This window comes from Rhodoferax sp. LS1R11, from assembly GCF_056521395.1.
Map to the genome: position 1 here is coordinate 44145 of NZ_JBWMAW010000002.1, position 15742 is coordinate 59886.

Consider the following 15742-nt stretch of genomic DNA (forward strand, 5'->3'; position numbering starts at 1 on the left):
TAAGTCATTGTAGAGAGCCAGGCGGCGCGGCCACACCCCGTTTTTTGGACAATGTTTTGACATCCAGCCCATCGCGCTGCACCACGGATTGTTCGACCACGGTGGTCTGCTCCACCTGCAGATTGCCGCGCACTTCAAAGAACCGGGTGGAGACGCTGTGCTGCGCGTCGTTGAATGGCGTGGCGGTATGGCCAACGACTTTGGAGGCGTCGGCCAGCGACGCCAGATGGGTGGTGTTTCGGGCCGTCACCAGACGGTGGGCGTCCGCCAGTTCAAGGCCCGCCACACAGGCATAAATCACCTCGGCCGGGGCGGTGTTGAGGTTAACCGGCGTGCGCACCGGCAGGACCGTGATGAAGGGGCGCAACTGGCGAATGCTGGCAGGCGACACGCCGACCCAGGTCAGTTGCTCCACCTCCTGCGGCACCAGCCGTGCCGCGGCACTCGCGCCCTGCTCGCCCTGCGGTTCCAGCGCCAGGCGCAGGTTGTCGGCCATGGCCTTGAGTTCGCTGGGGGGCAGGTTGAGCAGGTCAAACAGGCGGGCAAACGCCAGGCGGCTGGGTTCGTGAACCTTGCCTTCCTGCACCAGGTTGGTCACGTTGAGGCGGGACTGCAAGTCCACCATTTGCCCGGACAGGAAGGCATCGGGCGTGTCCTCCGCCGCGAGCGCATCACTGCGGTCAGCGGCCAAAAAGGTGGACAGCCGGGCCTGCGCCAGGGGCACGGCCCAGGGCTCGGTCAGGTGGTCGGCGCCGCCCTTGCGGCCATCTTCGCGCAGGATCAGCCGGGCCCAATCCAGCGCCCCGGTCAGCACCCAGGACGACTGCACACGGCCCCGCTCGGCCGCCTCGACCTCCACCCCGCGCCACTGCTGCCAGAGTGCGGCGGTAGCCAGCGTGGCGACCAGCACCACGGTGAGCATGGCCGTGAGGATGGCGGCACCGCGCTGGGTGCGACGGCCTGCCGGCATCATTTGCCACCGCCCACGGTCGGATTCAGCCAGTCGCGCGTCAGGGTGCCGCTGATGGCTTGGCCCGGCGCCAGCGTCAGCACCAGGCGCACGCCGTCGGGAATCATGAGGTCACCGGCCGCGGTGTTGTCCGTGGCGGCGCCTTCGCTGGAGAGCGGATTGCTCCAGGTGTCGCTGCGGTAATAGTAGATTTGCCATTGGTCCAGCGGCACGATGCGCACTTCGCGCTTGCGGTCTTCATCGCTCGGGTTCTGCGCCCACTGGGCGGCTTTTTGCCAGGCCTGCTGCAAGTCGGCCCGCGTCGTCACGGGAGGTGACTGCCATCGCAGCCACTGGTTGCTGCCGTCCACCAGGCGGCGAGACCAGGCCACCACACGCAGGCCTTCGCCCGGCGTGGCGGTGCCCCGGCGCAGAATGCGCAGCGCGCGGCCATCCCAATCCAGACTCGGGGTGTTGGGCTGCCGGGCCAATGCGTCCAGGTCCGCGCCCCACTGCGCCAGCCCGGCCTGCAGGGCGAGCACGTCATCGGCGCGCTGCTGCATGCGGGTCTGCGCACGTGTCATGCCGTCCAGGCCACGCCAGCTCAAGACCGCCATCAAAGCCATCAGGCTGATGGCCACCAGCAATTCAATGAGCGTGAAACCACGCAGACGACGCCGGTTCATCAGTAGCGCCCCACCACGGTGGAAAGGCGCAGGATGGAGGACTCGCCACTGAGAACCTGGGCATCGACCCGACGAAAATTGGGGTTGGGGGTGGGCCGCACGGCCAGGTTCACGCTGAAGGTCTGGCCACCCTGCACGCACGTCACCACGGTGTCGCCCACGCCCGGCATTTGTTTCGACAGGCGGGTGCGAATGAGTTCATTCTCCGCACAGATCTGGGCCAGCAGCACGTCGGACTGGCGCTGTGCATTGCGGGTGAGCGAGGCCGTGGCCTGCAACCCCGCGGTCAAGGCAATGGCCACAATGCCCAGCGCGACCAGCACTTCCACCAGGGTGAAACCCCGCGCGCCGTGAAGGCTGGTCGTGGTCCTTTTCATGGCAGGTTTGGCTGAATGGCAAACGGGCGCACACCATCGGTGGCCAGGCGCACGCTTTTGCCGGGCTGGCTGCGCGACACCAGCACCACCTCTTGCGGGCCAATGATGGGCTCGGGCCCGAGCAGCAAGGTGACGCCACCGGGTTCGGCCGCTGTACCCGCGGCGCGGGTGTCCTGGTCCAGCCATTGCGCGGGCAAGTCGGACGCCACCAGGCCCTCGAACCGGAACCCGGCGTCACGGGCTTGCCACCGCACCGGCACGCCCGTCACCCGTGAGCGGGCCCGCGCCGACTCCAGCAAAGCTGCCAGACGCTGCCCGTCACGCTCCAACTGCACCGCAGAGCTGTCGCGCATGGCCAGGCCCACACCGGCCGAGACCATCGCCACGATGGCCACGACGACCAGCAGCTCCAGCAGCGTGAAACCGGTGCTTCGGGTTTTACGGCTGCCAGCTGCCAATGTCTGCATTTTTGCCCTCGCCACCGGCCTGACCGTCGGCGCCGAAGGACATCACGTCCACCTCACCCTTGACGCCGGGGTTGATGTACACATAGGCCTTGCCCCAGGGGTCGTTGGGCAGTTGGTCGAGGTAAGTCTTCCAGTTCGGCGGCACCGGGGCGGCGGTGGGCTTGACCAGCAAGGCCTGCAGGCCCTGCTCGGTCGTGGGGTAACGCTGGTTGTCCAGGCGGTAGAGCTTGAGTGCCTGCATCAGGTTGTTGACATCGGTTTTGGCCGCCGTGACGCGGGCATCGTCGGCCCGGTCCAGCACGTTGGGCACGATCAGCGCTGCCAACACGCCAATGATCAACAGCACCACCATGAGCTCGATCAGCGTGAAGCCTTTTTGGACTCGTTGGCTCAATGGGACGGGAATTGCGTTCATGGGGTGGGGTCACTTATTGATCGTGGTGGCTTCAATGATAATCGGCCCATGCAGACTCCCACGTACAGCCTCTGGTGGCTACGAATTGTTACTTTCACGGTCGCTGCCCTGGCTGCCGCCAGTGCGGCGTATTGGGTATTGAAATGGATGGCGCCTGCCCCTGCAGGCCCCGGCATTCCCGTGGCGTTTGCCCAACCGGGGCAGACCGACCCGCTGGTGATGGCCCGGTTGCTGGGCGGCGGACAAGCTGCGGCGCCGGTCTTACCCAGCGCCCAGGCAGAGAGTGTTGCCAGCCGATTCAATCTCACCGGCGTGGTGGCTGAACGCAGCCAACGTGGCTACGCCCTGATTTCGATTGATGGCCAGCCCGCCAAACCGTACCCTGTGGGCACCACGGTGAGTGACGGCTTGGTGCTGCGCTCGGTCGCGCCCCGCAGCGCCGCGCTGGCAGCGAGCGTGGACGCCCCGGTGAGCGTGACGCTGGAACTGCCGAAACTCAGCACGCCCTAGCCCTGTGCGTTGCGGGGCAAGCCCGCCACAAAACCAGCAAATTACGCGCCCAGTTCGACCCGCATCGCATCCACCACCGCCTTGTAGTCCGGCTTGCCAAAAATGGCGCTGCCCGCCACAAAGGTGTCGGCCCCGGCGTCAGCCACGCGACGGATGTTGTCGATCTTGATGCCGCCATCGACTTCCAGGCGAATGTCCTTGTCGCTGGCCGTGATGCGCCGACGCACGTCTTCGATCTTGCGCAGGGCGGAATCAATGAAGCTCTGGCCCCCAAAACCCGGGTTGACACTCATGATGAGGATCAGGTCAATGTCTTCAATCACCCAGTCCAGCACGTCCAGCGGCTCGGCTGGGTTGAACACCAGACCGGCCTTGCAGCCTTTGGACTTGATGGCCTGGATGCTGCGGTGCACATGGCCTGAAGCGTCGGGGTGAAAGCTGATGAAGTCAGCACCCGCCTCGGCAAAAGCCGCTGCCAGCGCGTCCACCGGCTGCACCATCAGGTGCACGTCGATCGGCACGGCCACGCCAGCCGCGGTTTTGGCATGGGGCTTCAAGGCGCTGCAGATCATGGGGCCGAAAGTGAGGTTGGGCACGTAATGGTTGTCCATCACGTCGAAGTGAATCCAGTCACTGCCAGCGGCAATGACGTTTTTGACCTCATCACCCAGGCGGGCGAAGTCGGCAGACAGAATGGAGGGGGCGATGCGGAAGGTCATAGCCGAATTTTAATCGGTTGAGTTTGAAGCGGGTCCATTGGGTGGCGTGCGGTCCGTCCCACAAGCTTTCAGGATAGCATTGCACCATGTCCAAGTATCAATTCAGAGTTGAAGTCGCACCCCACTACCTGGCTGAGCAATCGGCGCCAGAGCAGGGTCTGTATGTGTTTTCGTACACCATCACCATCTCCAACACGGGCGAGGTGCCCGCGCAGCTCATCTCGCGCACCTGGAACGTGAATGACGCCAATGGCCATACCGAGAAAGTCAGGGGCTTGGGGGTGGTCGGGCAGCAGCCGCTGCTCAAACCGGGCCAGACCTTTGAGTACACCAGCGGCACCCGCCTGCGTACCCCCACCGGCACCATGCACGGCAGCTTTTTCTGCGTGGCCGAAGATGGCGAAAAGTTTGACACCGATGTGCCCATGTTCGTGCTGGACGCCCTGAGTGCCAGTGGCGGCACCCGCACCCTGCATTGACGGCCCGCCCCATGAAGCGCTTGCATGATCTGCCCGAACTGCTAAGCGCCCTGGACCCCCAGGCCGACATGGTGCAGCGGCACCTCTGGCTGATTGCGCTCGTCGAGTGGATTCGTGGCGACGCCACCTCCGTGCCTGCCTCGATCGCCCGGGTGCAACTTTTTCTTGACGCCCTGCTGGCTCGCCCCGAGACCCGTCTGCGCCTGCAGGCCTGGTGGCAGGCGCTGGTGGACACGATTGACGGCACTACCCTGTTGGCCGACTACGGATTTGCCACCCGCAGCGCCTTTGCCAGCGAGTTTGGCGAACGCCTTCGCCTGAAACTGCTGCCCTGTACGCCCGAGACGGCGGACGCCTCGGCCCTGTTTTCGCTGGTGCTCTCCAAGGGCTTTGACGCCCAGTGGTTGACCGCGCTGGACGAGCCCATGCTGAACCAAATTGCGGGCTTGCTGGCCTTGCCGGCCAAACCTGGCGCCGAGGATTTGGGGCCTGCCATCTCGCAATGGCAAGGCAATGTGCTCGAAGCCATCACCTTTTGTACCAGCCAGATCCGGGCCACCGGCTTCTCGCCCGAATTGCGTTTGCGCATGAGCGCACCGGCGCGCGAAGCCAGCCCGTTTCACGCCCTGACACGGGACTTTGACACCCTGCGTGAGGTCTACCTGGCCTCGCCCGACGTGGACACAGACGAACGCCAGGCCGCTCTGCAACAGTGTCGCGAGCGGTTGGAGGCCTGCCGCAGTGCGGCCGCCTCGGTGTACACGCACCTGGACGCACACGGCATTTCGGTCAACCTGGTGTTTCAGTTGCGCCAGTTGCGTGAACGGGTGCTGCGCATTCGCGCCCTGCTGGACTGCCTGATGTCGGCGCACACGGGCACCAGCACCGCGCGGCTGCTGTCACACCTGGTGACCGTGGGCCAGGAGCGGCGCAGCCTGCGGGCGCTGGTGGCCTCCAACTCGTCCATGCTGGCGGCCAAAGTGGCCGAACGCAGCTCCGAAACCGGCGAGCACTACATCACCCGTACCGTGGCCGAGTACCGCGCCATGCTGCGCATGGCGGCTGGCGGCGGCGCCTTGACGGCAGCCACCACCTGGATGAAATTCGCCGTGATGGCGCTCGGTCTGTCGGCCTTCTGGGGCGGGTTTTGGGCGGGTGTGGCCTACGCCGGCAGTTTTTTGGTGATCCAGTTGCTGCACTTCACCCTGGCCACCAAGCAGCCCGCCATGACAGCGCCCGCCATGGCCGCCAAGCTCAAGGACTTGAGCAACCCAGGCGCACTGGACGCGTTTGCCGACGAGGTCACCCACCTGGTGCGCTCCCAGGTGGCCGCCGTGCTGGGCAATGTCTTGATGGTGTTCCCGGTCGTGCTGCTGATCTCGGGCGCGATCCAGCTGGCCACCAGCCACCCGATGATTGACGTCAAGGACGCCGAGTATGTCTTTCACTCGCTCACGCTGTTGGGGCCGACCGCCCTGTTTGCGGCCTTCACCGGCGTGCTGCTGTTTGCCTCCAGCATCATTGCGGGCTGGGTGGAAAACTGGTTTGTGCTGCACCGGCTGGACTCGGCCATGCGCTACAACCCGCGCATCACGACCTTCCTGGGCGAGGAGCGGGCGCAGCGTTGGGCGGCGTTCACGCGGGCCAATATTTCAGGCTTTGCGTCCAACATCTCGCTGGGCTTCATGCTGGGGCTGATTCCGGCATTTGCCACCTTCTTTGGCCTGGGGCTGGAGGTGCGCCATGTCACCCTGTCGGCCGGGCAACTGGGCGCGGCGTGTGCGGCCATTGGCTGGGACGTGGTGCGCGAACCCGCACTCTGGTGGTGTGTGGCGGCCTTGCCGGTGGTGGGCGCCCTGAACCTGGGGGTGAGCTTTTACATGGCCTTCCGGCTGGCGCTGCGCGCCCACAATGTGACCGGTGTGGCCCGGGCGCAGATTCGCGATGTCATCTGGCAGCGCTGGCGCCATGCGCCGCTGAGCTTTTTCTGGCCAACACCGGATGCGGTGCTGCCATCAGAGCAAAAAGGCTGATGCCCATGGGTGAATTTGACCTGATCGAGCGCTACTTCAAACGCCCGGCACGTCAGGCCGTGCTGGGGGTGGGCGACGACTGCGCGCTGCTGCAACCGGCACCCGGCACGCAGCTGGCCATATCCAGCGACATGCTGGTGGAAGGCCGTCATTTCTTTCCCGACGTGAACCCGCAGTTTCTGGGGCACAAGGCCCTGGCCGTGAACCTGAGCGACCTGGCCGCCTGTGGCGCCAAACCGCTGGCCTTTACCCTGGCCCTGGCGCTGCCCCGGGTCGACGAAGCCTGGCTGGCGCCCTTCTCTCAAGGCCTGTTGGCGCTGGCCGACGCGCATGGCTGTGAGCTGGTGGGCGGCGACACCACGCAAGGGCCGCTCAACATTTGCATCACGGTGTTTGGCGAAGTGCCCGTGGTTCAGGGGCGTTCACAAGCCCTGCTGCGCTCCGGCGCCCGAGCGGGGGACGACCTCTATGTGAGCGGCACACTGGGTGACGCGCGGTTGGCGCTGGAAGTGCTGCTTGGCAGCGTGTCCGTACCCGAAGCGGTGCTGGCAACCGCCCGCCTGCGGCTGGAAACCCCCACCCCGCGCGTGGCCCTGGGCCTGGCCTTGCGCGGCGTGGCCACGGCGGCCATTGACGTGAGCGACGGCCTGCTCGGTGACCTCGGCCACCTCCTGAAACAGTCCGGTGTGGGAGCCACGGTGGAGGTGGAGCTTGCTACTTCTTTGATAGCTTCTTACGCATGCTGTACAAGCGCTACAGGCCTATTTGACTCAAAAATAACACCACTTCAATGGCAAACCTGGGCGTTGGCCGGTGGTGACGATTACGAGCTGCTGTTCACCGCCCCCGCCTCGGCCCGCGCCGCCGTCGCCTCGGCCGCCCGGACCAGCCAAACGGCCGTCACCCGCATTGGTCACCTGGACGCCGAGCGCGGCCTGCGGCTGGTGGACGCGCAGGGACAAGCCGTGGTGAATACGTTCACGTCGTTCGACCACTTTGCCTGAGCGCCAGGCATCACGCCTTGTCTTCCAGGTTTTCGTGGTGCGCCGTGGCGCCGCGCTTCCAGTAAGCGGCAACGCGCATCGCCTTGGGGTCGAGACCCTTCTCCTCAAGCAGCAGGCGGCGCAGGCTGGCCATGGCATTGGCCTCGCCCGCGCACCAGGCATAACCTTCGCCAGGCGGCAGATCCAGCGCGCGGACGGTCGTCTGCAGGGCCTCGGCTGTGGATACCCACTGCACGCTGACATCGGCCGCACTGCGCAGGTCCCGGCGGTCGGCGGCATCGGCCAGCTGCACCACCACCAGTGCGCGGGTGCCGGCGGGCAGTTCTTCCAGGCGACGGTGGATGGCCGGCAGGGCCGTTTCATCGCCCACCAGCAGGTGCCAAGCGTAATCGGTGGGGATGATGAACGAGCCGCGCGGCCCGCCAACAGTGGCCCACTGGCCGGGCGTGGCGTGTGCGGCCCATTGCGCCGCACGGCCCTCGCCGTGCACCGCAAACTCAATCGTCAATTCGCGGGCGGCCGTGTTGTAGCGGCGCGGGGTGTAGTCGCGGCGCACCGGCTCGGCACCCTCGGCGTCCAGCATGAACTTGACGTGGTCGTCAAACGACGCGCTGACGAAATCGCCCAGCGACTCACCCGCAAACGTGATGCTCCGGAAGTGAGGGCTGAGGGTCTCGACACGCGTGACCTGCAGGTCGCGGCGCTTGAGTTCGTGGCGCACACGTTGCACGCGGCTGACGGGGGTATCTGTGGTCATGGTGGTAAACAGTTAAATAGTTGACAATATCTCCTATCATGCACAAATCAATTGACAATGTCAACCATAAGCCCACCTCGCCGGAAGACGATGTGCTGGAGTCCATTCACACGGTCATGCACCAGTACCGCTCCCAGCAGTACCGGGTGCTGCGCGACGGTCCGCATGACATCACGCACATGGAGAGCAAGGTGCTGGGCTACTTTGGCCGCCAGCCCGGCGCCACGCAAAGCGACCTGGCGCAGCACAGCGGGCGCGACAAGGCGCAGCTGGCACGCCTGATCAAGAGCCTGCGCGAGCGCGGTTTGCTGCTGGCCGAGGCCGACGAAGCCGACCGGCGCAACCTGCGCCTGACGCTGAGCGCCGAAGGACAGGCGGTGCAGCACACCTTGCAGCAGCAGGCCCGGCAACTGGGTGCCAGCGCCGTGGCCGGCTTCAGCGCGCAGGAACACCAGACGTTGCTGGCGCTCTTGCAGCGCGTGCAAAACAACCTGGGCCCCCAGGAATCGCCACGGCAAGCCCAGGAGGGCACTGAAGCGCGCAAGTAGTCGGCCAGCGTTTGCCGGGCTCGTCACGAAACTCCCCGGTGCATGGGGCGGCAGCGCATGAATTTTTAAGCGTTTTAGGGCTGTAGCCCAGATGATACGTGCGCAAGCAGCTATTAAAAATATAGCAATATCGGCGTGTAACCGACACCGGCGACAGGCCCTCAACGATGCAAAACTGTTGATATTTGTCAACCCGCCGCCGCCCATCAGGTTTCAAATTGTCGCGTCATGGGCTGGTTGATGGAAGCGCCAAACCAACCAGCATGACCAGAACCGGGGAGTAACCCATGCTGACAGCGGACCTTCTCAAAAAAGTATTTCCTCTGTGCTCAGACCCTGCCGGATGGGCGCAGGCGCTGAACCCCGCGCTGGACACGTACCAGATCAACACGCGGGCACGTCTGAGCAGCTTTCTGGCGCAAACGGGTTTTGAATCAGGGCAGTTCAACCGCCTGATCGAAGGCCTGTTCTACAGGACCGCCGCCCGCCTGATGAAAGTGTGGCCCAGACGCTTTCCCACCGCGGCGTCTGCGGCACCTTATGTCGCCCATGAGGTGAAGCTGGCCAATTTTGTGTACGCCAACCGGCTGGGCAACGGCAACGCCGCCAGCGGCGACGGCTTCAAATTCAGGGGGCGGGGCATCAGTCAGGAGCGTTGCGCACCTTGCGTGCGGCCTGCGTCTGTCCGCCATAACCCCAGTCGGTCGCCGGCACCTCCCGAACGATGACGTAACTGGCGTGGGCCAGCGGCGCCCCCTGCCCCACCTGGCGTTGCAACTCCGCAAATGCGGCGGCAATGAACGCCGCCTTTTCTTGCGCCGTGTTGGTGCCCGCCGTCACGCTGATTTCCAGAAAGGCGGTGGGGCCGGCGACGTCTTGGCCGCCAATATGCCAGCGGGCAGCGGGGACGTCGTCAATCATCACGGCCGTGACCTCCGGGCGTTTGCCCAGATGCAAGGCCGTCAAATCGGTCAGTGCGCTCGCCAGTGCGCGGTAGCGTGAGGGGTTGTGCAAGGGCGAGATTTTGAGTTGCAGCGTCGGCATGATCAGGCACCTGATTTTGGGGTGGACGAGCGGGCGTTACGGCCAGGCGCCCGGCGGATCAGGTTGTCAAAGGCGGAGTTCATGGTGCAGTCCTTCTTAAGTGGGTATGGACTGAACTTTATTGAATTAAGCAATCGTCGGAAACCACCAATATCTCATATTGGTTTTGCACTAATTGCAAAACAACAGCAAAATCCGCCCATGCAACTCCAACTTGATGACGTCGCGCTGTTCACCCGCATTGCCGAACTCGGCACCCTGTCTGCCGCCGCCCGCGAGCGCGATGTGCCGGTGAGTCAGGTCACGCGTTCGCTGGCCCGGCTGGAGGCGGCTTGTGGCGTGCGCCTGTTGCACCGCAGCACGCACGGACTGAGCCTGACCGACGAGGGCGACACGTTTCTGACCTATGGCCGGCGCCTGCTCGATACCACGGCAGAACTGGGCAGCGAGCTGACCGGCAAGCTCAACGGCCCCAGCGGCTGGGTACGCCTGAGCACAAGCCCCCTGATGGCCGAATGTATTGTGGCGCCCAGTCTGTGCGGCCTGTACCAGCGCTACCCGCAGCTGCACCTGGACATTGGCGCCGATGACCGCATGGTCGATATGGCGCGTGACGGCATTGACATTGCCATTCGCAGCGGCACAGCCAACAGCGAGACGCTGGTGGCACGCCAGATTGGCACGCATGGGCGCACGCTGTACGCGTCACCGGGCTATCTCACCGCGTTTGGCAGGCCCGCCGATGCGGCAGATTTGCAGCGCCACCGGCTGATTGCCAGCAGCGCCAGCCCGACCCTGAACCGCTGGACGCTGGGCAACACGCCAGGCTCCAAAGAACTGCAAATCAAGGGCCACACCCGCACGGACAACAGTGCCTTGCTGCTGAGCCTGGTGCTGCATGGTGTGGGCATCGCGCGGCTGAATGACCTGTATGCCCTGCCACTGGTGCGCGAGGGCAAATTGGTGCCTCTGCTGCAAGACCAGTTCATCAGCCCGCCGATACCGATCTTTGCCGTGATGCTGCAAGAGCGCCACCGCCTGCCCAAAATCCGCGCCTGTATCGATTACTGGGCGGAGTGGTTGGCGACGCTGCCGTAAATCAGGCCTGTTGCCAGATCACTTTTTGACCCGACGCTTCCCACGCGTCGTAGTTCTTGGCGTAGATGTCTTCAATGCGGTTGCGCTTGACCTTGAACGTGGGCGTGATGATGTCGTTGTCCACGGTCCAGGCCGTGGTCACCACCACAATGCATTTGAGTTGCTCGTGCGGGTCGAGCGTCGCGTTGATGCGCTCCAAATGCGCCGCCAGCGAAACCTCCAGCGCCGACCGGGCGGCCGGATCACGCACCTGCGCCACCGCTTCAGGGTTGAGCATCACGATGCCCAGCGGCTGGCCCAGGTTGGCGCCGGTCACCACGCAGGCCTCCACGGCCTCATGCATGACGAGTTTGTCCTCAATCGGCGCAGGCGCCACGTACTTGCCCTTGCTGGTCTTGAAGAGGTCTTTGACCCGTCCGGTGATGTGCAGGTTGCCCTGCGCGTCAATGTGCCCCTTGTCGCCGGTCCGAAGCCAGCCGTCCTCACCCAGGGCCTCGCGGGTTTGTTCGGGCGCCTTGTAGTAGCCCTGCATCAAGGCGGGGCTGCGCATCTGGATCTCGCCGGTCTGCGCATCAATGCGCACCTCCACGCCGGGGTAGGCAGGGCCGACGGTTCCCTCCTGGTTTTGGCCCGGCAGGGTGAGGTGCGACAACGCCAGGTTTTCGGTCATGCCGTAACCCTCATTGACCGGCAGCCCCAGCCGGCGGTACCAGGCCAGCAGCGCCACGGGCATGGGCGCTGCGCCCCCCGCGGCAAACGTGCATTGGTCCAATCCCAGGGCCTTGAGCACCTTGCGCCGCACCAGACCACCGATGATCGGGATGGAGAGCAAGCGGTTGAGTTTGGCCGGTGGCATCTTGTGATGCACCCCATGCTGAAACTTGACCCACAGCCGCGGGACCGAAAAGAAGATCGTCGGCCGGGCGCGCTGCAGGTCCGCCGTGAAGGTGTCCAGCGAGTCCGCAAAGTACACCCGCAGGCCGGTGCGAAGCCAACCGTGCTCCACCAACACCCGCTCGACCACATGGGCCAGCGGCAGGTAGGAGAGCATGCGGTCATCGACGTTCATCGGGATGCGCTTGATGCCCGTGTCCAGCGCCCACGCAAAGTTGCCGAAGCTGTGCATCACACCCTTGGGCTGACCGGTGGTGCCCGAGGTGTAGATCAGCGTGGCCAGCTCCCCGGCATCGCGCGTGACCTGACCTTGCATGGGCTGGTTGCGTGCGCAAATAGCGTCCCACCCTTCGTAGTTCTTTTTGGCGTCAGGCGGTGACAGGGGGTAACTGATGCAGGGCATGCCGGCCGGTACGCCCGGCTTCATGCCCTCCCAGCCGTCGAGCTTGCCAATGAAGCAGGCGCGCGCTTCGCTGTGGGTCAATATCTGCGCGACCGTTTCATGCGACAGCGTGGGGTACAGCGGCACCGACACATAACCCGCCATCCAGATGGCCAGGTCACTCATCAACCACCAGGCGCAGTTTTTGGAGAGGATGGCCACTTTGGCACCGGGCTCCCAGCCCTGAGATTTCAGGTGGGTGGCCATGCGCCGCGCCTGGTCAGCCACCTGGGCCCAGGTGAAATCCTGGGTCACACCGCCCCCCATGGGCTGGGTCAGTGCGACACGTTCGGGCGATGTTTTCTCCCAGAGGTACAGACGTTGCAGGGCCAGCATGTCAGACGGTACGGTGTTCACGGATGACTTCTCCTTGTGTGGTGCTTCATGGGGCATGGTTAGCTATCCGTCCAAATATCACTATAGGGATTTCCCCTCGCCCGGGCCCACGCTCCGGGTGACCACCAAAGTTATACTGGGGCCGCTCTCGTCATTGGGGAGTAGCCGCCCTGCAACAGCAGGGGTTCGCGTCAACATACTTGGTCCTCACGGCCATGGTGCGAACAGCTTCCAGCCTGGCAAGACCTTTGACCGCACTGCCTCCGGATGGGCCGGGGATGCCGTGTGGTCTTCGGTATTCACTGGCCCCTGGAGTTCTCATGGAAGCTTTTCTCATATCCACCGGTGTCGTCGCGCTTGGCGAAATGGGCGACAAAACCCAATTGCTGGCGTTCCTGCTCGCCGCCACCTTCAAACGCCCCGTCCCCATCATCCTGGGCATTCTGGCCGCCACTCTCCTGAACCACGGACTGGCCGGCCTGGTCGGCGTCTGGATTGCGGCCCAATTGGGGCCCGATATGCTTCGCTGGGTGGTGGGCATCTCCTTCATCGCCATGGCGGGGTGGATTCTGATTCCCGACAAGGCCGACGACGATGCCGCCAGCGGCAAGCAGCGCTTTGGCGTTTTTGGCACCACCTTCCTGGCCTTCTTCCTGGCCGAGATGGGCGACAAAACCCAGATCGCCACCGTCGCCCTGGCGGCCCGCTACCACGACCTGATCCCGGTGGTGGCCGGCACCACGCTGGGCATGATGCTGGCGGACGTGCCCGCGGTTTTTCTGGGCGACACCATCGGCAAGAAGGTGTCCATGCCCCTGGTTCATGGCATTGCCGCGGTCATCTTCGCCACTCTGGGCGTGCTGGCCTTGCTCAACGTGGGCAACCTGTTCTGACCCGGGTCACACCGCATCCAGCGAGGCACGGGCCTGACGCAACACATCCGCCGAATGCATCAGGGCCTCGCGCTCGCTGTCGGTCATGGACGGCTCCACAACGCGGGTGCCGCCCTCCACCCCGACCAGCGTGGGCAACGACAGTGCCACGCCATGCAGGCCGAGCGCGCCTTCCTGCACGCGTGACACGGTGAGTACCCGGCGCTCGCCGCGCAACATGCTGCGCAGCAGGTTGGCCGTCACCAGGCCAATGGCGTGGTTGGTGGCGCCCTTGCGCTGAATAACTTCGTAGCCCGCCTCCCGCACCTCTTGCGCGATGCGGGGCTCCTGGTCGGCCGACCAGCCCGGCCAGTCTCGCAGGGGGACACCCCCCACCCGCGCGCCTGACCACAAGACCACTTCGGAGTCCCCGTGCTCGCCCACCACTTGGGCATGGATTGAATGGGTGTCCAGGCCCAGTTCCTGGCCCAGCATTTGCCGCAGTCGCGCGGTGTCGAGCATGGTGCCCGTGCCCAGCACGCGCTCCAGCGGCAAGCCACTGGCCTCGGCCATCACCAGCGTCAGCACATCCACCGGGTTGGTCACCAGCACCACCGTCCCGCCAAAGCCGGCCAGCGCCCGGCCAATGTCGGTGATCACACGGACGTTGTCGCGCAGCAGGTCCAGCCGCGACTGCCCGGGCTGGCTGTTGCGCCCGGCCGCCACGACCACCACCTGCGCCTGGCGCATTTCCTCGATGCTGGCCACCCGCACCTTGCAGGCCGGGTAAAAGGCCGCCCCGTGGGCCAGGTCCATGGCCTCGCCCTGCGCCACCGCCTCGCGCGTGTCATGCAGCCACAACTCGTCGGCCGCCCCTGATTGCAGGGTGGAGATGGCCACGCTGGTGCCCACCCAACCCGTCCCGATGATGCCGACGCGTTTGATCATGTTGCTTCTCCCTTGGTGACAGGCCATTTTCACCCTTTTACATCGGCCTGCCTGCGTGACCCGGGCGGGCCACCCGATAATTGCGTCATGCTTGATCACGCGATTCCTTCTGTCAACACCGGGCCCAGGCGTCCCAATGCGCGCTTCATGCTGTCGCACCCGGCGCACTTCATTGCCATGGGCTTTGGCTCGGGCTTGAGCCCCTTTGCACCGGGTACAGCCGGCACGCTGTGGGCGTGGCTGGCCTTTCTGGCGTTGCAACCCTGGATGAACGACACACGCTGGGCGTGGCTGATGCTGGCCGCCGTGCCGGTGGGCTGGTGGGCCAGCACCGTCACTGCCAAAAACATGCGCGTGCAAGACCCCGGCAGCGTGGTGTGGGACGAGATTGCCGCTTTCTGGCTGGTGCTGTGGCTGGTCACGCCAGCTGGCTTTTGGGGGCAGTTAGTGGCCTTTGCCCTGTTCCGGTTTTTTGACGCCGTCAAGCCAGGCCCGGTCGCCTGGGCCGACGGCTTGTTCCATGACGTGAACCCGGTCACCGACCCGGCCGCCTGGCGCAAGGCGGGCTTTGGCATCATGCTGGACGACTACGTGGCAGCCGGCTGCACCCTGCTGGTGATGGCGGGATGGAGGTTTTACCAATGACTTATATGCTATCAAAAACAGAGCAGCCTGCGCACGTCCTACCTGGGCTACTGGCCGATTTACTTCAAAAAAAGCAATTGAAACTGGCCACCGCCGAGAGCTGCACCGGCGGCATGATTTCTGCCGCCTGCACGGACCTGGCAGGTTCCAGCGCCTGGTTCGAACGCGGTTTTGTGACCTACTCCAACGACGCCAAAACCGAGATGCTGGGTGTTGAAGAACGCCTGCTGCGCCGCGCAGGTGCGGTCTGTGAAGGTGTGGCGCGGGCCATGGTGGTGGGTGCCCTGACCCACTCCCACGCGCAGGTGGCGGTGGCGGTCACTGGCGTCGCCGGCCCCACGGGCGGCAGCCCGGCCAAGCCTGTGGGCACGGTGTGGTTTGGGTTTGCCGTACCGGGCCAGGTCATCACCGAAAAGTGCCACTTTGAAGGCGACCGCGCCGCCGTGCGCGCGGCGACCGTGCAGCACGCCTTTGCGCGCCTGGTGGCGCTGCTGGGCTGACCCACGCGACTCATCCCGG

The 15742-nt window shown here is 64.8% G+C and carries 20 protein-coding genes and 1 riboswitch; of the genes, 10 read left to right on the forward strand and 10 right to left on the reverse strand.

The window, feature by feature from the left end:
* Window positions 1–4 precede the first annotated feature (4 nt).
* Genes gspK through gspG form a run of 5 tightly spaced genes read right to left on the reverse strand, consistent with a single transcriptional unit; the run spans window position 5 to window position 2894 of the window.
* The gene (gene gspK, locus AC097N_RS02935) at window positions 5–970 is read right to left on the reverse strand and encodes a type II secretion system minor pseudopilin GspK (protein ID WP_479579245.1); all 966 of its coding nucleotides are present in this window, start codon (window positions 968–970) and stop codon (window positions 5–7) included.
* Window positions 970–1635: a PulJ/GspJ family protein gene (locus AC097N_RS02940; protein WP_479579246.1), complete on the reverse strand. Its 666-nt coding sequence runs from the start codon at window positions 1633–1635 to the stop codon at window positions 970–972. The genes gspK and AC097N_RS02940 overlap by 1 nt, the downstream gene beginning before the upstream one ends.
* Complete coding sequence (gene gspI, locus AC097N_RS02945; protein ID WP_479579247.1) at window positions 1635–2012, reverse strand: type II secretion system minor pseudopilin GspI; 378 nt, start codon at window positions 2010–2012, stop codon at window positions 1635–1637. Before gspI ends, AC097N_RS02940 begins: the two co-directional genes overlap by 1 nt.
* Window positions 2009–2479, reverse strand: coding sequence for a prepilin-type N-terminal cleavage/methylation domain-containing protein (locus AC097N_RS02950; RefSeq protein WP_479579248.1), 471 nt, complete (start codon window positions 2477–2479; stop codon window positions 2009–2011). Before AC097N_RS02950 ends, gspI begins: the two co-directional genes overlap by 4 nt.
* On the reverse strand, window positions 2451–2894 hold the full coding sequence (gene gspG / locus AC097N_RS02955; RefSeq protein WP_479579249.1) for a type II secretion system major pseudopilin GspG: 444 nt from the start codon (window positions 2892–2894) through the stop codon (window positions 2451–2453). Before gspG ends, AC097N_RS02950 begins: the two co-directional genes overlap by 29 nt.
* 48 nt (window positions 2895–2942) lie before the next feature.
* Here gspG and AC097N_RS02960 point away from each other — a divergent pair, with 48 nt between their 5' ends.
* Complete coding sequence (locus tag AC097N_RS02960; protein WP_479579250.1) at window positions 2943–3404, forward strand: type II secretion system protein N; 462 nt, start codon at window positions 2943–2945, stop codon at window positions 3402–3404.
* Between the two features lie 41 nt (window positions 3405–3445).
* Here AC097N_RS02960 and rpe read toward each other — a convergent pair whose 3' ends face one another.
* Window positions 3446–4123 (reverse strand): ribulose-phosphate 3-epimerase, encoded by a 678-nt coding sequence (gene rpe / locus AC097N_RS02965; RefSeq protein ID WP_479579251.1) that lies wholly within the window; start codon window positions 4121–4123, stop codon window positions 3446–3448.
* Window positions 4124–4209: 86 nt separating this feature from the next.
* Here rpe and apaG point away from each other — a divergent pair, with 86 nt between their 5' ends.
* The 3 genes from apaG to thiL are packed head-to-tail and all read left to right on the forward strand — an operon-like array spanning window position 4210 to window position 7639.
* A complete protein-coding gene (gene apaG / locus AC097N_RS02970) occupies window positions 4210–4602 on the forward strand; it encodes a Co2+/Mg2+ efflux protein ApaG (protein ID WP_479579252.1) in 393 nt (130 codons plus the stop codon).
* Window positions 4603–4613: 11 nt separating this feature from the next.
* Complete coding sequence (locus AC097N_RS02975; RefSeq protein WP_479579253.1) at window positions 4614–6635, forward strand: site-specific recombinase; 2022 nt, start codon at window positions 4614–4616, stop codon at window positions 6633–6635.
* A 5-nt stretch (window positions 6636–6640) separates the two neighbouring features.
* Window positions 6641–7639 (forward strand): thiamine-phosphate kinase, encoded by a 999-nt coding sequence (thiL, locus tag AC097N_RS02980; protein WP_479579254.1) that lies wholly within the window; start codon window positions 6641–6643, stop codon window positions 7637–7639.
* 10 nt (window positions 7640–7649) lie between these two features.
* On the opposite strand, the gene AC097N_RS02985 is transcribed toward thiL, so the two are convergent.
* On the reverse strand, window positions 7650–8396 hold the full coding sequence (locus tag AC097N_RS02985) for a siderophore-interacting protein (protein WP_479579255.1): 747 nt from the start codon (window positions 8394–8396) through the stop codon (window positions 7650–7652).
* 38 nt (window positions 8397–8434) lie between these two features.
* Here AC097N_RS02985 and AC097N_RS02990 point away from each other — a divergent pair, with 38 nt between their 5' ends.
* On the forward strand, window positions 8435–8944 hold the full coding sequence (locus tag AC097N_RS02990; RefSeq protein WP_479579256.1) for a MarR family winged helix-turn-helix transcriptional regulator: 510 nt from the start codon (window positions 8435–8437) through the stop codon (window positions 8942–8944).
* 287 nt (window positions 8945–9231) lie between these two features.
* Window positions 9232–9672 (forward strand): hypothetical protein, encoded by a 441-nt coding sequence (locus AC097N_RS02995; RefSeq protein ID WP_479579257.1) that lies wholly within the window; start codon window positions 9232–9234, stop codon window positions 9670–9672.
* Here the strand turns inward: AC097N_RS02995 and AC097N_RS03000 are convergent.
* Window positions 9587–9988, reverse strand: a complete 402-nt coding sequence (locus tag AC097N_RS03000; protein WP_479579258.1) for a tautomerase family protein — start codon at window positions 9986–9988, stop codon at window positions 9587–9589. The two genes, AC097N_RS02995 and AC097N_RS03000, sit on opposite strands and share 86 nt — an antisense overlap.
* A 201-nt stretch (window positions 9989–10189) precedes the next feature.
* Between AC097N_RS03000 and AC097N_RS03005 the strand changes: the two genes are divergently transcribed.
* Window positions 10190–11086 (forward strand): LysR family transcriptional regulator, encoded by an 897-nt coding sequence (locus AC097N_RS03005; RefSeq protein ID WP_479579259.1) that lies wholly within the window; start codon window positions 10190–10192, stop codon window positions 11084–11086.
* Window position 11087: 1 nt separating this feature from the next.
* On the opposite strand, the gene AC097N_RS03010 is transcribed toward AC097N_RS03005, so the two are convergent.
* Window positions 11088–12779, reverse strand: a complete 1692-nt coding sequence (locus AC097N_RS03010) for an AMP-binding protein (protein ID WP_479579260.1) — start codon at window positions 12777–12779, stop codon at window positions 11088–11090.
* A 121-nt stretch (window positions 12780–12900) separates the two neighbouring features.
* Window positions 12901–13076: riboswitch (yybP-ykoY riboswitch) on the forward strand.
* A 2-nt stretch (window positions 13077–13078) separates the two neighbouring features.
* Between AC097N_RS03010 and AC097N_RS03015 the strand changes: the two genes are divergently transcribed.
* On the forward strand, window positions 13079–13651 hold the full coding sequence (locus AC097N_RS03015; RefSeq protein WP_479579261.1) for a TMEM165/GDT1 family protein: 573 nt from the start codon (window positions 13079–13081) through the stop codon (window positions 13649–13651).
* 6 nt (window positions 13652–13657) lie between these two features.
* Here the strand turns inward: AC097N_RS03015 and AC097N_RS03020 are convergent, their stop codons facing one another.
* Window positions 13658–14578 carry an L-lactate dehydrogenase gene (locus AC097N_RS03020; protein WP_479579262.1) on the reverse strand — a complete coding sequence of 307 codons (921 nt, stop codon included), beginning with the start codon at window positions 14576–14578 and terminating at the stop codon, window positions 13658–13660.
* Between the two features lie 87 nt (window positions 14579–14665).
* Here AC097N_RS03020 and AC097N_RS03025 point away from each other — a divergent pair, with 87 nt between their 5' ends.
* Both AC097N_RS03025 and AC097N_RS03030 read left to right on the forward strand, forming a co-directional pair.
* Window positions 14666–15223 (forward strand): phosphatidylglycerophosphatase A family protein, encoded by a 558-nt coding sequence (locus tag AC097N_RS03025; RefSeq protein ID WP_479579263.1) that lies wholly within the window; start codon window positions 14666–14668, stop codon window positions 15221–15223.
* On the forward strand, window positions 15220–15723 hold the full coding sequence (locus AC097N_RS03030; protein WP_479579264.1) for a CinA family protein: 504 nt from the start codon (window positions 15220–15222) through the stop codon (window positions 15721–15723). The genes AC097N_RS03025 and AC097N_RS03030 overlap by 4 nt, the downstream gene beginning before the upstream one ends.
* The last annotated feature ends 19 nt before the right edge of the window (window positions 15724–15742 follow it).

Bases quoted from the DNA above. Each gene is read 5' to 3' on its own strand.
- AC097N_RS02995 (WP_479579257.1), top strand. From the start codon at position 9,232: ATGCTGACAGCGGACCTTCTCAAAAAAGTATTTCCTCTGTGCTCAGAC.
- gspK (WP_479579245.1), bottom strand. From the start codon at position 970: ATGCCGGCAGGCCGTCGCACCCAGCGCGGTGCCGCCATCCTCACGGCC.
- AC097N_RS02940 (WP_479579246.1), bottom strand. From the start codon at position 1,635: ATGAACCGGCGTCGTCTGCGTGGTTTCACGCTCATTGAATTGCTGGTG.
- AC097N_RS02985 (WP_479579255.1), bottom strand. From the start codon at position 8,396: ATGACCACAGATACCCCCGTCAGCCGCGTGCAACGTGTGCGCCACGAA.
- apaG (WP_479579252.1), top strand. From the start codon at position 4,210: ATGTCCAAGTATCAATTCAGAGTTGAAGTCGCACCCCACTACCTGGCT.
- gspG (WP_479579249.1), bottom strand. From the start codon at position 2,894: ATGAACGCAATTCCCGTCCCATTGAGCCAACGAGTCCAAAAAGGCTTC.
- AC097N_RS02990 (WP_479579256.1), top strand. From the start codon at position 8,435: ATGCACAAATCAATTGACAATGTCAACCATAAGCCCACCTCGCCGGAA.
- AC097N_RS03005 (WP_479579259.1), top strand. From the start codon at position 10,190: ATGCAACTCCAACTTGATGACGTCGCGCTGTTCACCCGCATTGCCGAA.
- AC097N_RS02960 (WP_479579250.1), top strand. From the start codon at position 2,943: ATGCAGACTCCCACGTACAGCCTCTGGTGGCTACGAATTGTTACTTTC.
- AC097N_RS03020 (WP_479579262.1), bottom strand. From the start codon at position 14,578: ATGATCAAACGCGTCGGCATCATCGGGACGGGTTGGGTGGGCACCAGC.
- AC097N_RS03000 (WP_479579258.1), bottom strand. From the start codon at position 9,988: ATGCCGACGCTGCAACTCAAAATCTCGCCCTTGCACAACCCCTCACGC.
- AC097N_RS02975 (WP_479579253.1), top strand. From the start codon at position 4,614: ATGAAGCGCTTGCATGATCTGCCCGAACTGCTAAGCGCCCTGGACCCC.
- rpe (WP_479579251.1), bottom strand. From the start codon at position 4,123: ATGACCTTCCGCATCGCCCCCTCCATTCTGTCTGCCGACTTCGCCCGC.
- AC097N_RS03025 (WP_479579263.1), top strand. From the start codon at position 14,666: ATGCTTGATCACGCGATTCCTTCTGTCAACACCGGGCCCAGGCGTCCC.
- gspI (WP_479579247.1), bottom strand. From the start codon at position 2,012: ATGAAAAGGACCACGACCAGCCTTCACGGCGCGCGGGGTTTCACCCTG.
- AC097N_RS03030 (WP_479579264.1), top strand. From the start codon at position 15,220: ATGACTTATATGCTATCAAAAACAGAGCAGCCTGCGCACGTCCTACCT.
- AC097N_RS03015 (WP_479579261.1), top strand. From the start codon at position 13,079: ATGGAAGCTTTTCTCATATCCACCGGTGTCGTCGCGCTTGGCGAAATG.
- AC097N_RS02950 (WP_479579248.1), bottom strand. From the start codon at position 2,479: ATGCAGACATTGGCAGCTGGCAGCCGTAAAACCCGAAGCACCGGTTTC.
- thiL (WP_479579254.1), top strand. From the start codon at position 6,641: ATGGGTGAATTTGACCTGATCGAGCGCTACTTCAAACGCCCGGCACGT.